Here is a 15,425-nt window from a genome sequence, read left to right on the forward strand (position 1 = left end):
GACCGCTAAAGGCGGCGGGCGATAAACACAGGGGGAGACGATGATTGCACGATCCTTGCGTGGGTTGGCGGCTGCGGCCGCCATGCTGTTCGTCACGGGCGCCGGGGCACAGGAGGTGAAGCATTATCGCTTCGCCTATGACCAGCCCCGCAACACCGGCTATTCGATCGCCGGCGACCTCTTTGCCGACAAGCTCAAGGAATTGAGCAAAGGCACCATGATCATCGACCAGTATCCCGGCGCGCAGCTCGGGCAGGAGCCGCAGGTGCTCCAGCTCGTGAAAGCCGGCGACGTCGAATTCTCCATCGTCTCCTCGGCCAACACCGCGACCATCTCGCCGCAGGCAGGCGTGATGTCGCTGCACTATCTGTTCCGCGACGAACAGCATGTCGTCAAGGGGCTCGCCGACCCCCGCGTGTTCGAAGCGCTCAAGACGATGATCGAGGAGACCACGCAGGGCCTGCATCTCATCGGCACGGGATCGCAGGGCGTCCGCCACATGTACTCTAAGAAGGAGATCCACAATGTGGCTGATATCAAGGGCCTGAAGGTCCGTGTGCAGGCGACCGCCACCGAGGACACCATGTTCCCGGCCTACGGCGCCCAGACCGTGCACATGCCGTTCGGCAGCGTCTACACCTCGTTGCAGACCGGCGTGGTCGACGTCGCCGAGAACAGCATCAATGTCTATCTCGTCAACAAGCATTACGAGGTCGCCCCGGTGCTGAACATCACCGAGCACGAGGCCAACAACGCGCTGGTGTTCGTCTCCGACAAGCTCTGGCAGAGCCTCTCGGCCGAACAGAAGGGATGGGTGCAGACCGCGGCCAACGAGATCAGCACCAAGGAGCCGGCGAAGGCATTCGACCTCGAGCGCAGCGCGGCCGAGAAGCTGAAGAAGATGGGTGTCAAGATCGTGGATAACGTCGACAAGAAGAGCTTTACAGCGATCGCCGATCCCTATCTGGACAAGCTCGCCAAGGAGCTCGGCCCGCATGCCGAGAAGATCAAGGATCTGATCCGGTCCATTAATTAGGGCAACCGCGCGGGCGCTTATCTGCGTCGTCCCGGCGAAAGCCGGGACCCATAACCACAGAATTGAGTTTGGCGAAGACTTGGAGTCGCCAGCTCGCGCAACAACTCCCTTTCGGGGTTATGGGTCCCGGCTTTCGCCGGGACGACGGAGAGGTGGATGCCCATCGCCGACAAGCTCGTACTCCAACGTCAGCGTCATCTGAAATGGCGCTGGCTCGACTGGCTCGAGCTCGTGCTCATGATCCTCTGTGGCGCGCTGTGCTTCGGCTTCTCGCTGTCGGTGACCGCCGACATCGTCACCCGCACCATCGGCCATCCCTGGCTATGGCTTCAGGAAGTCACCTCGACGCTTTTCATTTATGCGATCTTCATCGGGACGGCCGTGGCGACGCGTCGCAACGATCACCTCTATCTCACCGCGATCTCCGAGGCGATGCATGGCACGCCCCGGATCATCGTCGAAATCATCATCCGTCTCATCGTCCTCGCCGTCGCCTTCTGCCTGATCTGGTACGGCTACCAGAACTATCTTCGCGGCTTCGGCAGCTTCCGCCTGCCGTCGGGCACGCCGATCGCCTCGCTCTACGCCATCATTCCGCTGTCCGGCATCCTGATCGGCCTGTTCACCATCGAGCAGCTCGTCAACGGCCTGCGCAATGGGTTTGATCATCCAGAGCCGCCCGATGAGGACGCTGCGCCTGTTGTGACCGAAGCGCAGGTGAGGGCGCAGCCGTGAGCGCACCCATCGTCCTCGCGTTGATGTCGATCTGCTTCCTGTCGTTCGGCTATCTCGGCGTGCCCGTGCCGTTCTCGCTGATGGCAGGCGTCTTCGTCGGCGCGTTTCTGTCTGATGTCTCGCTCGCCGCAATCATTCAGAAGATTTTTGACGGCGTCGATTCCGAGGCGTTGCTCGCCATTCCGTTCTTCCTGCTGGTGGGCGAGCTCATGAGCTCGGCCAACGTGGTGGTACGAATAGCCAATCTTTCGGTGTCCTTGGTCGGGCACATCAGGGGCGGCCTGTCGCAGGTGGTGGTTGTCTTCAGCATGTTCTTCTCGGAGATGTCCGGCTCGACCACGGCCGACGTCGCCGTGATGAGCCGCGCGCTCGGCGGCCCGATGAGGCGCGAGGGCTACGAGCCCGCCTTCATCGCCGCGATCATCGCCTCCGCCTCGACCATCGCTGCGCTGGTGCCGCCGAGCATCACCGCGGTGGTCTATGGCGCGGTCGGCAACGTCTCGATTGCCGGCCTGTTCATGGCCGGCGTGGTGCCCGGCCTGATGATCGGGTTCGGCCTGATGATCTATTGCTATTTCTTCGGTCCTTCGGGCCTGCGCAAGCCGCGCGCGCCTTTGCGACAGGTGGTGTTCGCGGCGGGCGATGCGGCCCTGCCGCTGATGATCCCGGTGATCCTGTTAGGCGGCATTTTGACCGGCTGGTTCACGCCGACGGAAGCCGGCGTCGTCGCCGTGGTCTGGATCATCCTGGTCGTGATCCCCGCGCTCAACCGCGGGCACTTCAGGAAAATCCCGTACGATTTCTGCCTCGCCGGCCTGATCTTCTCGCTGCCCCTGATCACCATCGGCGCCGCCAATGCCTTCGGCTGGATGCTCGCCTATTTGCGCGGCGCGAGCTACATCGCCGACATGATCACCTCGATCGCCGGCAACGATCCGCACCTGATCATGCTGCTGATGGTGCTGCTGTTCACCGTGGTCGGCGACTTCATCGAGCCGGTGCCCACCATCATCATCTTCATGCCGCTGGTGAACGCACTGACGGAGGCCGGCGACATCAATGGTGTCCACATGGGCGTTGTGCTTATCGCTACGCTCGCCTTCGGCCTGATCACGCCGCCCTATGGTCTGGTGCTGTTGATGGCCTCGAAATTCGTCGGCGTCAGCTTTGCCAAGGCGCTGCGCGCGGCGCTGCCGATCTATGTCGTGTTCTTCGCCACCATCGCGTTTGCGATCTATTTCCCCAGCGTGGTGCTGTGGCTGCCGCAACACGTGCTGCCCGAGTCGGTCGGCTGCTTCAGGTCGCCGGCGGGGACGGGCTATATTTGTCCTAAGTGATCAGCTGCTCGATGCTCCATTGCGGATCGTCGCAGACATAGCGAAACGGCATGCCGTGACTGTTCTTGAAGTAGCTGCCGGAGAGCGCGTTCGCCATGCCCTGCATCACCGCGTCATGGCAGACGAACAGCAGATTGTCGCTCGGATAACGATCGAGCCAGTTAGCCACACAGCGTAGTGAGCGTTCGGCCATGGCGTCCCAGGCCTCGCCGTCGGCGGGCAGGATCGAGACCAGCCCCGTCGCCGAATTGACGCCGTGCTTGATCATCAGGTCGCGCACGGGACGGCCCTCGAAGCTGCCGAAATCGAGCTCGATGATGCTGGCATCGATCGAGAGCGGTACCGCGATCGCATCCGCGATGATTTCGGCCGTTTTGGCCGCACGCACCAGCGGGCTTGCGACGATGCGGCTGATGCCGACACCGCGCAACAAGCTTGCAGCCTCGTGCGCCTGCTTGAGACCGTCCTCATTCAGCGGATTGTCGGTCCGGCCCTGAAACAGTCCCTGCCGATTCCAGTCGGTCGCGCCGTGACGCAGGCCGCAGAACGAGCGCGACGGCCTGAGTGGGCTCACTTGCTCTTGCTCGTGAACTTCTTCACGGCGATACGGAACTCCTCCGTGTTCATCGCCATGATGATCTTGTGCTCCTCGGCATCGAGCTGCTGTTTTACGGGCGTAGTCGCGGCCGCATAGACCAGCGACCTGGTGCCTGATATCGCCGCCGCCGGGTTTTGCGCGAGGCGCTCGGCGAGCTGTCGCGTCGCTGCTTTCAACTCGGTCGCCGGAACGGTCTTGACGACGAGGCCCCATTCATAGGCCTGCTGCGCGGTAAAATTGTCCTCGGCGAGAAAAATCTGCAGCGCGCGGCGCGAGCCGACCGTGCCGACGATCCCGACGGTCGAGCCGCCATCCGGTGACACGCCGATCTTGGCATAGGCCGGCGTGAACTTGGCGTCGTCAGCGGCGATGCAGAGATCGGTGACGAAGGCGAGGCCCATGCCGGCGCCGGCGGCCGAGCCGTGCACGCTGGACAGCGAGATCTTTGGCATGCGCCTGAGGATCTCGATGAAGGCATGATAGTGCTTGAGGAGTTCGCCGACGACCGGCGTCACATTGTTGGCTTCGGCCGCAGCACCAATCGTCTGGAGATCGCCGCCGGCGGAGAAGGCGCGGCCTTCGCCCTCGATCACCACGACCTTGATGGCGTCGTCGCCTTCAATATAGGCCGCGAGCTGCTCGAGCCTCTCGGCGATCGCGAGGTTGACCGAGTTGAACGCGGCGGGACGGTTGAGCGTGATCGTTGCGATCGCACCCTCGATCCGCAGCAGCGCGGGATCGTCGGGTTTTGAGACAGGAGCTGTCATTGGAATAATCCCCGGCTAGAGGTCCGTTGCTGCAACTAAATCGCAGAAGGCGAGGGGAGACAATCCCCGGCCGCCAGCGCCCCGGCCCTTGCGCCGCGCCGAATGATCGGCTCAAATGGGCGGCCTTCGTTTAGGGACGGACACGAGCGCCGGCTCCTCCTAGGCTAGCCAAGCCATCTTTAGCGAGAGGAGACGACATGGGTGATGCTCGTGTCTTGAAGAAATGGGCTGTCCAATGACTGATGGTCCTGTGATCATTGTCGGCGCCGGCCATGGTGGCTACCAGGTCGCTGCGTCGCTGCGGCAGGCGGGTTTTGCGCAGCGCATCTGCCTGATCAATGACGAGGCGCATCTACCCTATCAGCGACCGCCGCTGTCCAAGGCCTACATCAAGGGCTCGGCCGGGTCCGACAGCCTGATGTTCCGCCCCGAGAAATTCTACCAGGACCAGAAGATCGAGCTGATCTCGGGGCGCGCCGTCTCGATCGACCGCGCTGCACGAAAAGTGCTGCTCGCCTCGGGCGAGACGCTTCCTTATGGCCATCTCGTGCTGGCCACAGGCGCGCGCAACCGTCTGCTCGATCTGCCCAACGCCAATCTGCCCGACGTGAAATACCTTCGCATCCTCGACGAGAGCGAGGCGCTGCGCCAGATCATGCCGACGAAGACGCGGGTCGTGGTGATCGGTGCCGGCTTCATCGGCCTCGAGTTCGCCGCCACGGCGCGGATCAAGGGCCTGGAAGTGGACGTGCTCGAGCTTGCCCCGCGCGTGATGGCGCGCGCAGTGACCGCGGAGGTCTCCGAGTATTTCCAGGCGCGGCATCGTGAAGCCGGCATCCGCATTCACCTCGGTGTGCAGGCAACCTCGATCGGGGCCGAGAACGGCAAGGTCACCGGCGTCAGTCTCAGTGACGGCCGGCATCTGCCTGCCGATCTCGTCGTCGTCGGCGTCGGCGTGCTGCCGAACATCGAGCTTGCAGCCGAGGCGAGGCTCCCTGTTGCCGCCGGCATCATCGTCGACGAATATCTGTCGACGGCCGATCCCGATATCTCGGCGATCGGCGATTGCGCGCTGTTCGCGAGTCAGCGCTTCGGCGGTTCGTTGCGGCTGGAATCGGTGCAGAACGCCACCGACCACGCCCGTTGTGTGGCGGCGCGGCTGACCGGCGACAAGAAGCCTTACGACGGCCATCCCTGGTTCTGGAGCGACCAGGGCGACGACAAGCTCCAGATCGCCGGCCTCACCACCGGCTATGACCGCGTGGTGCTGCGCGGCGATCCCGCAAGGAAGGCGTTCTCCGCGTTCTGCTATCACGGCGACAGACTGCTCGGCATCGAATCGATCAACCGAGCCGGCGATCACATGTTCGGCCGCCGCTTGCAGGCGATGGACCGCTCGATCACGCCCGAGCAGGCTGCCGATGAAAGTTTTGATCTGAAGAGCGCGCTGGCGTGATCTCTCCGTCATTGCGAGCGCAGGGAAGCAATCCAGAGTCTTTCCGCGGAGGCAGTCTGGATTGCTTCGCTGCGCTCGCAATGACGGGAGTATTGCCTAAAGCGCCGCCGCCACCTCCGCGGCCGTCGGCATCGACGGCCCCGCGCCCATCCGCTGCACGCTGATCGAGGCGGCGGCGTTGGCGAAGTCGAGGGCGGCGCGCAGAGGTACGCCATCGGCGAGCTGAGAGGCGAGTGCGCCGACAAAACAGTCGCCGGCGCCTGTGGTGTCGACCGCTTTCACCACACGGCCGGGCACCGCGAGCTCCTCACTGGCAGCGAGCGCGAGGACGCCGCGTTTGCCGAGTGTGATGCAGATCGTCTGGTCCGCGCGCGCCTGAAGTTGTCGCGCGACGGCGATGATCTTTGTGGCGTCATCGCTATCGGTGAGCTCAGTGCCGGCGAGAAAGCCGAGTTCGGTCTCGTTCAGCACGAGGATATCGACCAGCGCGAGCAGCTCGGGCGACATCTTTTGCGCGGGCGCCGGATTAAGCAGCGTTGTCGCTCCGGCGCTGCGAGCCCGCTGGAAGAACGCGGCAATCGTCGGCAGCGGAATTTCGAACTGGCTGACAGCGACGTCATCCATGGCCAGCGGCGTATCCGCGACATCCTCCGCGCTGACCAGAGCATTGCTGCCGGGAATGACGACGATCGTGTTGTCGGAAGCCGCAACCGTAATGATCGCGGTGCCGCTATGCGTGTCGGCATCGCGCAACGAGCCGAGATCGACGCCCTGCGCGGCGAGGAACGTCCGAAGCTCGGTCCCGAACGCATCTTTGCCAAGCCGCCCGATCAGCGTCGTCTTCGCGCCAAGTCTGGCAGCCGCGACCGCCTGGTTCGCGCCCTTGCCGCCTGGAAAATACAGCACCTCGCGGCCCGCGACGGTCTCGCCGACTTTTGGGTGGCGATCGGCGGTCGCCACCACATCCATGTTGATGCTGCCGGCGACGAAGACGCGCCCCATGATATGCCCTTGCGAAATTTAGACTCGAACTTCGAACTCGTGCCTGACCTTGGCGATGTCGACAAGGGTCGGCAGGCCGGCCTCGTTGCCGAGGCGCTGGATCTTGAAGGTCGAGGCGGCCCGGGCGAAGTCAAAATGCTCGCGCCAGCTCTTGCCGGGATGGGCGAGGTAGGAATAGACATAGGCGCCGTGGAAGACATCGCCGGCGCCGTTGGTGTCGATCACGCGCTCGCGCGGGATTGGCATCGCCGGCATCACTTGCACCGTCCCGGTTTCGTCGTACCAGAGCAGGCCCTTTTCGCCCATGGTGACGCCACCGATCTTGCAGCCGCGGGCCTTGAGGTAATCGAGCATCTTCTCCGGCGTCAGGTCCATCTGCTCGCACAGGCGCTCGGCGACGATCGCGACGTCGATGAATTCCAAGAGCTCATGCGTGTTGGTGCGCAGGCCGCCGCCGTCGAGCGAGGTCAGAATGCCGGCCTCGCGGCAGACTTTTGCGTAGTGGAGTGCCGCATCGGGCTGGTGGCCGTCGACATGCAGCGCGCGGCAGCCGCCGAGATTGAGCATGGGGAAGGGATGGATGTGCTCGTCGTCGCGGCAGCGCACGATGGCGCGCTTGCCGTCCTTCGGCATGATGAAGGACAGCGAGGACTGGTTCACCTTGCGGCCGTGCAGCGAGATCGCGTATTTCGCGCACATGTCCTGGAACATGCGCCCCAGCCAGTCATTGGCCGCGGTGGCGATCAGATCGGGCACGATGCCGAGTTTGGCGCAGCAGAACGCCGCCGTCACCGCGTTGCCGCCGAAGGAAACCGCGTAGTCCGAAGCCACGTGCTTTTCGTCGCCGGTCGGCATGTGGTCGGTGATGAAGACGACGTCGATATAGGTCTGTCCGATAAAGAGAGCCTGCATTGCTTGTCCGTGATGCGCTGGGTGGTCCCGGCCGGCGCACTTACTCTAGCACCGGTTCCGCGCGAAGGACGCGGAAATTATTCACAAAACCGGCCCGAAGCGCTTGAGGTCGGCATAGGGCCGGAATACGACCATGTTACGCTTATGCCAAGCCCGGACATTTGCCGTTGTCCGGGCCACGGTTCCAGGTCGATCAAAAGGGACAAACATGATCACCGGCCTCGATCACATCGTTGTTCTGGTCAAGGATATCGGTGCGGCCAAGGCGGCCTATCAGACGCTGCTCGCCCGAGCGCCGGCCTGGCAGAATTCCGGCGAGGGCGCCGACCGCGTGCTGTTCACCCTCGAGAACATGACCATCGAATTGATGGCGCCGAGCGGCTTCACCGCGACCGCGGACCGGATGCGCGCGCTGCTCGACGACCAAGAGGGCTTGCTCGCCAGCCTGTGCTTTCGTGTAGCCGACATGGGCAAGATGCACCGGCGGCTGGACCGGGTGGCGCTGAAGCCGGATCCGGTCGCCGAGGTCGAGAGCAGCGACGATGTATCAGGCGCGGCCCTGCACTGGAAGCGCACACGGGCCGCGACCGAGCTGACGCGCGGCGTGCGGATGTTCTTCCTTGAGCTCGCCGAGGAACGCCCGAAATCGGTTGCCTCAGACGTTGCGCCGATCGACGGGCTCGATCACGTCGTCATCACGACAGAGGATTCCGATCGCGCCGCCGCGCTCTATGGCGCCCGGCTCGGGCTCGATCTCGCGCTCGACCGCTCCCATCACGACTGGGGCCAGCTGATGTTCTTCCGCTGCGGCGATCTCATCGTCGAGGTGGTGCGCCGCCCCGTCGCGGGCGGCGATTCCCAGCATGACCGGCTCTGGGGCCTGAGCTGGCGCGTCGCCGACATCGACGCCACCCGCGCCCGCCTGCTTGCGAGCGGCCTCGACGTCTCCGAAGTGCGCAATGGCCGCAAGCCGGGCACGCGCATCGTGACGGTGCGCAGCGGCACCTGCGGGATCCAGACTGTGCTGTTGGAGCGCTCCCCGAAGCCGGTGGAGTAGGGCGGCACCATCCACTCAAAGACTCCCGTAGGGTGGGCAAAGGCGCGTTTGCGCCGTGCCCACGTCTTCTCAGTAAGGACCGAAGACGTGGGCACGCTTCGCTTTGCCCACCCTACGAAACTGGTTTCGTTAGCCGCTGCTCTCATCCGTCTTTGCGAGCGCAGCGAAGCAATCCAGACTGCGCTTCGCGGTGATTGCTTTGTCGCTTCGCTCCTCGCAATGACGGCGGCGGCGTGGTACATGGCATACCGTAAGCACCCAGCGAGCACCCGGTTTGGCGAAGGCAGCGGCAAAGCGAACTCTGAAATGGCAGCGCGATCCTGAGGGGATGCGGCTGCGCATTCTCGAGGCTGCCAAGCAGGAGTTTTCGGCTCACGGGCTCGCCGGCGCGCGGGTCGACCGCATCGCCACCAAGGCCGGCGCCAACAAGCGCATGCTGTACTACCACGTCGGCAACAAAGACGACCTCTATCTCGCGGTGCTCGAAGGCGCCTATGACAAGATCCGCAGCGAGGAGCGGGGGCTCGATCTCGAACATCTCGATCCGCCCGAGGCCATCAGGCGGCTGATCGAGTTCACCTGGGGCTACTTCCTGCGCAACCCTGAATTCCTCTCGCTGCTCCAAACCGAGAACCTCGCGCGCGCAAAGCATTTGAAGCGCTCGACCAAGGTCAAGTCGATGCACTCGCCTTTTGTCGAGATGATCGGCACCGTGGTGCACCGCGGCGTCGACAGCGGCGATTTCCAGGTCGCGGTCGATCCGGTGCAGCTCTACATCTCGATCGCTGCGCTCAGCTTCTTCTATCTCTCCAACTCGGCAACGCTCAGCGTGATCTTCGGCCGTGATCTGATGGCCAAGGACGCCAAGGACGAACGCCTCGCGCATATGGTCGGCCTCGTGCTGGCCGCGCTGACGGGAAAATCGGTCGCGCTGTTCGAGATCGGGAAAGCGCCGAAGTCGCGGAGCGCGGTGGCGCAGACGGTTTAGCCGAACGCGCCGCTGTCATCGCCCGCCTTGTGCGCGCTTGCGCACTGGGGTGGGCGATCCAGTATTCCAGAGACGCCGATGGGACACGGAGAAGCCGCGCCGTACTGGATTCCCCGCTTTCGCGGGGAATGACACCGAGAGTGGGGCGCGACCATCCTGCCACGCGGCCTTCACGCGCCATCTCTCACGCTCACCTTCCGGAACCCCTGCGCAAAACGTCACAGGGAAACCTCTGGACAGTATTTATCCAACGGGTTAATTTCTCCACACAACGAAGAAGACTGCCGGGAGTGAAAATTGGCCGAGCCGAAGCCACAGGGTGCGCTGTCCAAGTTGCTGAATGCGGCCTGGGTTCGGCCGTTCTTGTTCCTGATCTTCATCGTCGTGGCCTGGGATCTTTCGATCCGTCTTTTCAAGATTCCCGCCTATCAGATCCCAGCGCCGGCCGATGTCGTCGCTGTGCTGCGCTCGGACTGGCCGGAACTGCTGCGCCAATGCTGGCCGACGACCTATGCGACCGTCTGCGGCTTCCTGCTGTCGGCGCTGTTCGGCATTCCCGTTGCGATGCTGATCGCGGGATCGAAGACGGTGGAGAGCTATGTCTATCCGCTGCTGGTGTTCTCCCAGTCCGTGCCGAAGATCGCCATCGCGCCTTTGTTCGTGGTGTGGTTCGGCTTCGGCATCATTCCGAAAGTGATCTCGGCGTTCCTGCTCGGCTTCTTTCCCGTCGTGGTCTCGGCGGTGCAGGGCTTCAAGTCTGTCGACCCCGACATGGTCGATCTTGCGCGGGCCATGCAGGGCAGCCGCTTCCAGGTGTTCTGCGCAGTGAACCTGCCGCATGCGCTGCCGGCGATCTTCTCCGGCCTCAAAGTCTCGGTGACGCTCGCCGTAGTCGGCGCCGTTGTCGGCGAGTTCGTCGGCTCAAATTCCGGCATCGGCTACGTGATGCAGCGCTCGATCGGCACGTTCGACCTGCCGACGATGTTTGCAGCGCTCGTGATCCTCGCTCTGCTCGGCGTCATCCTGTTCTGGATCGTCGACCGCATCGAGAAGCTGATCATTCCCTGGCACGTCAGCCAGCGCGAAGAGGTGATATTCGCATCTTAAATCTGAGCAACGGCCACCAACGGCCGAAACACAACGACAAGGGAGAGTGACGATGAAGCGGTGGATTGGAGCTGCATCTGTGGCGCTGATGGCGTTTGCAGTTTCGCCGGCGCAGGCGGCCGACAAGGTCGTGCTGATGCTGAACTGGTACGTCTATGGCGAACACGCGCCGTTCTACTACGGCAAGGCCAAGGGCATCTATGCCGCCGAAGGCATCGACCTCGAGATCCAGGAAGGCCGCGGCTCGGCCGCGACCACGCAGGCCGTTGCCGCCAAGACCGCCGATTTCGGCTATGTCGACGTGCCCACCATGATGCGCGCGGCGATCAAGGGTGCGCCCGTGATCGCGACCGGCGTGCTGCTTCAGACCTCGCCGATGTCCGCGATGGGTTTTGCCGACAAGAACATCAGGAAGCCCGAAGACATCAAGGGCAAGACGGTCGCGATCACGCCGGCCGATTCCATGACCCAGATCTGGCCGCTGTTCCTGAAGAAGACCGGCCTCAAGGAAAGCGACTTCCAGACGGTGGCCGGCGACGGCCAGACCAAGCTCAACGCTGTCATCAACGGCCAGGCTGATCTCTTGCTCGGCTACGTCATGGACCAGTCGATGAAGATCAAGGACGCGACCGGCAAGGACGTCTATCCGATCAAGTTCGCCGATTACGGCATCAACATGGTCTCCTCGGGCATCATCGCCAACACCGATTATGTGAAGGCCAACGCCGATCTCGTCCGCCGTTTCATGTCGGCGACGACCAAGGCGGTCGAAGCCGCCGAGAAGGAGCCGAAGGCGGCGGCGCAGTCGATCCTCGATGCCAATCCCAAGGGCGGCAAGATCGACACGCTGACGCAGGGCTTTGAGTTGACCATTCCGCTGTACCGGACCGCCGAGACCAAGAGCAAACGGCCGTTCCAGGTCACCGACCAGAACATGACTGACAGCGTCAACCTGATGGTCGAATTTGGCGGGCTCGATGCCAAGGCCAAGGAGAACCCGAAGGCGTTCTACACCAACGACTATCTGCCGAAGAGTGGCACGTGAAACCTGCGACAGCCGTGAACGAAGCCGTGCAACCGGCCGCGCATCTGAGACTGGTGAGCGACCGGGCTGCCGGCGATGCGTCCGGCATCAAGCTGTCAGGCGTATCGAAAACCTATCGGACGCGCGACGGCGACGTGCCGTCGCTGCGGCCGCTCGACTTCCACATCAATGACGGTGAGTTCTTCGTCGTGGTCGGCCCATCAGGCTGCGGCAAGTCCACGCTGCTCAAGTTGATCTCCGGCCTGCTGCCGCCAACCACAGGCGAGGTTCTGGTCGAAGGCGACAAGGTGACCAAGCCGCATGGCAATGTCGGCATCGTCTTCCAGAACGCGTTGCTCTTGCCCTGGCGAAACATCCTCTCCAACGTGATGCTGCCGATCGACATGAAGCGGCTGCCGCGGGACGAATATCTCGTCCGGGCCAAGGCACTGCTAAAACTGGTCGGGCTGGAGGGGTTCGAGAAGAAGCTGCCTTGGCAGCTCTCTGGCGGGATGCAGCAGCGTGCCTCGATCTGCCGCGCGCTGGTGCATGATCCCAGGATCATGCTGATGGACGAGCCGTTCGGCGCCCTCGACGCGTTGACGCGCGAGCGTATGAATGTCGAGCTGATGCGGATCCAGCGCGAGACGAGGAAAACGGTGCTGCTGATCACGCATTCGATTCCGGAGGCCGTATTCCTCGCCGACCGCGTGCTGGTCATGACCGAGCGGCCGGGCGCGATTGCCGCGATCTATGACGTGCCGCTGCCGCGCCCGCGCTCGCTCGACGTGATGGCCGACCCCGTCTTCACCGAGCTTGTGCAACGCATCCGCAAGCATTTCTTCTCGCAAGGTTCGCTGGACTAAACCATGGCGCCGCGCCTGAAGCTGCGAGATATTGCCTTCTTCGAACGGCCCGTGCATTTCGCACGGCCGTTCCGCTTTGGCGCGGTGACCGTCAACGCGACGCCGCAACTGTTCGTGCGGGTCGAGATCGAGGTCGAGGGCAGAGGAACCGCGGTCGGCGCCAGCGCCGAGATGATGGTGCCGAAATGGTTCGACAAGCGGCCGGAATTATCGCCGGCGCAAACGGTGGACGGCTTGCGGCGGTCGCTCCAGATTGCGCGCGGGCTTTATCTGGCGCGGACCGGTTTCCAGACGGCGTTCGATCTGCACGCCTCGTGCATCGGCGCGCAGGTCGCGACCTGTGCCAAAGAGAGCATACCGGCGCTTGCAGCGGCCTTTGGTCCAGCGGAAATCGACAAGGCGATCCTCGATGCGCTCCTGCGTGGCGTGGAGACGAATTTCTTCGACGGGATGGCCAGCAACATCGCGGGAATCGATGCACGGCTGTCGCCCGATCTGAAGGACGCGGACATCGCGGCGTTTCAGTCGGGGCGGAAACCGCTGCCGCGCGTCGCCATCAGGCACACCGTGGGACTTGAGGATGCCGTGGAAGGCGAAGGTGGTGTCGCCGGTGCGGATGCGAATTACTTCAAGCTGAAGCTGTCGGGTAATCCCGCTGCCGATGCGGCGCGGCTGGTGCGCTTCGGCAAGGAGCTGGACGCGCTGGGGCGCGAGTACAAGGTTACACTCGATGCCAACGAGCAATATACCGACCTTGCCGCGCTGCAGGCCCTGATCGACCGGCTGGATCGCGATTCCGCTCTGCGGTCGATCTCATCGAGGCTGCTCTATATCGAGCAGCCGATGCCGCGCGATATCACGAGGCAGTCGCCGCTCGGCTCGCTCGCCGCGCGCAGCTTCATCATCGACGAGGCCGATGAGTCCTACAATACCTTCCCCGCGGCGCGGGCGCTCGGCTATCACGGCATCTCCTCGAAATCCTGCAAGGGACTCTACAAGTCCATCGTCAACGCGACGCGCGCGGCGAAATGGAGCGTGAGCGGAGAAAAGTTCTTCGTGACCGGCGAGGATTTGACCTGCCAGGCGGGCCTTGGCGTCCAGCAGGACCTTGCGCTCGGTGCCTTCCTTGGCGTCACCCACGCCGAACGCAATGGCCATCACTATGTCGATGGCTTTGGCGACACGCCCGCCGCTGAAGCGCGGGCCTTCGCGGCCGCGCATCCCGATCTCTATGCCGATGCCGGGCAGGGCATCCGGCTCAAGATTCACAACGGCGATCTGCTGACGGGATCGCTCAACACAGTGGGCTTTGCGACGTCGGTCCATCCGGACTGGTCGGCGCTTCGCACCCTCGAACAGCCAAAATCACCTCAGGAGTATCTGGCATGACCACCCAACGCCTCGGCCTCATCATGAACGGCGTCACCGGCCGCATGGGGCTCAACCAGCATCTGATCCGCTCGATCGTCGCAATCCGCGACCAGGGTGGCGTCCGCCTCAAGAACGGCGATCGCGTGATGCCTGATCCGATCCTGGTCGGCCGCAGCGCCGAGAAGGTGGAGGCGCTCGCCAGGCGCTTCAACATCACGCGCTGGACCACTGATCTCGATGCGGCGCTCGCCGACAACAACGACATCATGTTCTTCGATGCGGCCACCACCCAGGCGCGGCCGGGCCTGTTGACCCAGGCCATCAATGCCGGCAAGCACGTCTATTGCGAGAAGCCGATCGCGACGAATTTCGAGGAAGCGCTCGAAGTTGTGAAGCTCGCCAATGCCAGGGGCGTCAAGCACGGCACGGTGCAGGACAAGCTGTTCCTGCCCGGCCTGAAGAAGATCGCGTTCCTGCGCGACAGCGGCTTCTTCGGCCGCATCCTCTCGGTGCGCGGCGAGTTCGGCTATTGGGTATTCGAAGGCGGCTGGCAGGAGGCGCAGCGGCCGTCCTGGAACTACCGCAGCGAGGACGGCGGCGGCATCATCCTCGACATGGTCTGCCACTGGCGCTACGTGCTCGACAACCTCTTTGGCAATGTCCAGAGCGTGGTCTGCATCGGCAACACCGACATTCCCGAGCGCTTTGATGAGCAGGGCAAGCAATACAAGGCGACCGCGGACGATTCCGCCTACGCGACGTTCCAGCTCGAAGGCGGCGTCATCGCCCACATCAACATGTCCTGGGTCACGCGCGTCTATCGCGACGATCTCGTCACCTTCCAGGTCGACGGCACCCACGGCTCGGCGGTTGCAGGTCTGACCGACTGCATGATCCAGGCGCGGCAGGCAACGCCGCGTCCGGTCTGGAATCCCGACGAAAAGCGGCTGCACGATTTCTACGGCGACTGGCAGAAGCTCCCTGATAACGTCAGCTACGACAACGGCTTTAAGGAGCAGTGGGAGATGTTCATCCGCCACGTCTACGAGGACGCCCCCTACAAGTTCACGCTGCTCGAAGGCGCCAAGGGCGTGCAACTCGCCGAATGCGCGCTGAGGAGCTGGAAGGAGCGGCGCTGGATCGACGTCGCCCCGATCAAGGCCTGAGGA

The 15,425-nt window shown here is 63.4% G+C and carries 15 protein-coding genes; 11 read left to right on the forward strand and 4 right to left on the reverse strand.

What is annotated here, in order from left to right; genetic code table 11:
* Window positions 1-40: 40 nt before the first annotated feature.
* The 3 genes from L6639_RS21580 to L6639_RS21590 all read left to right on the forward strand — a co-directional run bounded on the left by L6639_RS21580 (window position 41) and on the right by L6639_RS21590 (window position 3,108).
* Window positions 41-1,036 carry a TRAP transporter substrate-binding protein gene (locus L6639_RS21580; RefSeq protein ID WP_237863637.1) on the forward strand — a complete coding sequence of 332 codons (996 nt, stop codon included), beginning with the start codon at window positions 41-43 and terminating at the stop codon, window positions 1,034-1,036.
* A 156-nt stretch (window positions 1,037-1,192) separates the two neighbouring features.
* Window positions 1,193-1,771, forward strand: a complete 579-nt coding sequence (locus L6639_RS21585) for a TRAP transporter small permease (protein WP_237863638.1) — start codon at window positions 1,193-1,195, stop codon at window positions 1,769-1,771.
* Window positions 1,768-3,108, forward strand: coding sequence for a TRAP transporter large permease (locus tag L6639_RS21590; protein ID WP_237863639.1), 1,341 nt, complete (start codon window positions 1,768-1,770; stop codon window positions 3,106-3,108). Before L6639_RS21585 ends, L6639_RS21590 begins: the two co-directional genes overlap by 4 nt.
* On the opposite strand, the gene L6639_RS21595 is transcribed toward L6639_RS21590, so the two are convergent.
* Both L6639_RS21595 and L6639_RS21600 read right to left on the reverse strand, forming a co-directional pair.
* A complete protein-coding gene (locus L6639_RS21595; protein ID WP_237863640.1) occupies window positions 3,101-3,682 on the reverse strand; it encodes a histidine phosphatase family protein in 582 nt (193 codons plus the stop codon). The two genes, L6639_RS21590 and L6639_RS21595, sit on opposite strands and share 8 nt — an antisense overlap.
* Window positions 3,679-4,473 (reverse strand): enoyl-CoA hydratase/isomerase family protein, encoded by a 795-nt coding sequence (locus tag L6639_RS21600; protein WP_237863641.1) that lies wholly within the window; start codon window positions 4,471-4,473, stop codon window positions 3,679-3,681. Before L6639_RS21600 ends, L6639_RS21595 begins: the two co-directional genes overlap by 4 nt.
* A gap of 235 nt (window positions 4,474-4,708) precedes the next feature.
* Here L6639_RS21600 and L6639_RS21605 point away from each other — a divergent pair, with 235 nt between their 5' ends.
* Window positions 4,709-5,929: an NAD(P)/FAD-dependent oxidoreductase gene (locus tag L6639_RS21605; RefSeq protein WP_237863642.1), complete on the forward strand. Its 1,221-nt coding sequence runs from the start codon at window positions 4,709-4,711 to the stop codon at window positions 5,927-5,929.
* 96 nt (window positions 5,930-6,025) lie between these two features.
* Here L6639_RS21605 and rbsK read toward each other — a convergent pair whose 3' ends face one another.
* Together rbsK and L6639_RS21615 are read right to left on the reverse strand one after the other, a co-directional pair.
* Window positions 6,026-6,931 (reverse strand): ribokinase, encoded by a 906-nt coding sequence (gene rbsK, locus L6639_RS21610; protein WP_237863643.1) that lies wholly within the window; start codon window positions 6,929-6,931, stop codon window positions 6,026-6,028.
* A gap of 18 nt (window positions 6,932-6,949) precedes the next feature.
* Complete coding sequence (locus L6639_RS21615) at window positions 6,950-7,843, reverse strand: sugar kinase (protein ID WP_237863644.1); 894 nt, start codon at window positions 7,841-7,843, stop codon at window positions 6,950-6,952.
* Window positions 7,844-8,051: 208 nt separating this feature from the next.
* On the opposite strand from L6639_RS21615, the gene L6639_RS21620 reads away from it, so the two are divergent.
* From L6639_RS21620 to L6639_RS21650, 7 genes are all read left to right on the forward strand, one after another.
* The gene (locus L6639_RS21620) at window positions 8,052-8,900 is read left to right on the forward strand and encodes a VOC family protein (RefSeq protein WP_237863645.1); all 849 of its coding nucleotides are present in this window, start codon (window positions 8,052-8,054) and stop codon (window positions 8,898-8,900) included.
* A 328-nt stretch (window positions 8,901-9,228) separates the two neighbouring features.
* On the forward strand, window positions 9,229-9,888 hold the full coding sequence (locus tag L6639_RS21625; RefSeq protein ID WP_333909387.1) for a TetR/AcrR family transcriptional regulator: 660 nt from the start codon (window positions 9,229-9,231) through the stop codon (window positions 9,886-9,888).
* A 297-nt stretch (window positions 9,889-10,185) separates the two neighbouring features.
* On the forward strand, window positions 10,186-10,995 hold the full coding sequence (locus L6639_RS21630; protein ID WP_237863647.1) for an ABC transporter permease: 810 nt from the start codon (window positions 10,186-10,188) through the stop codon (window positions 10,993-10,995).
* A 52-nt stretch (window positions 10,996-11,047) separates the two neighbouring features.
* The gene (locus L6639_RS21635; protein WP_237863648.1) at window positions 11,048-12,040 is read left to right on the forward strand and encodes an ABC transporter substrate-binding protein; all 993 of its coding nucleotides are present in this window, start codon (window positions 11,048-11,050) and stop codon (window positions 12,038-12,040) included.
* Window positions 12,037-12,885: an ABC transporter ATP-binding protein gene (locus tag L6639_RS21640; protein ID WP_237863649.1), complete on the forward strand. Its 849-nt coding sequence runs from the start codon at window positions 12,037-12,039 to the stop codon at window positions 12,883-12,885. Before L6639_RS21635 ends, L6639_RS21640 begins: the two co-directional genes overlap by 4 nt.
* Window positions 12,886-12,888: 3 nt before the next feature.
* The gene (locus L6639_RS21645; protein ID WP_237863650.1) at window positions 12,889-14,274 is read left to right on the forward strand and encodes an enolase-like domain-containing protein; all 1,386 of its coding nucleotides are present in this window, start codon (window positions 12,889-12,891) and stop codon (window positions 14,272-14,274) included.
* Window positions 14,271-15,422, forward strand: a complete 1,152-nt coding sequence (locus L6639_RS21650; protein ID WP_237863651.1) for a Gfo/Idh/MocA family protein — start codon at window positions 14,271-14,273, stop codon at window positions 15,420-15,422. Before L6639_RS21645 ends, L6639_RS21650 begins: the two co-directional genes overlap by 4 nt.
* Window positions 15,423-15,425 lie beyond the last annotated feature (3 nt).

The organism is Bradyrhizobium zhengyangense (assembly GCF_022012555.1).
In the GTDB taxonomy this organism is placed as follows: domain Bacteria; phylum Pseudomonadota; class Alphaproteobacteria; order Rhizobiales; family Xanthobacteraceae; genus Bradyrhizobium; species Bradyrhizobium zhengyangense.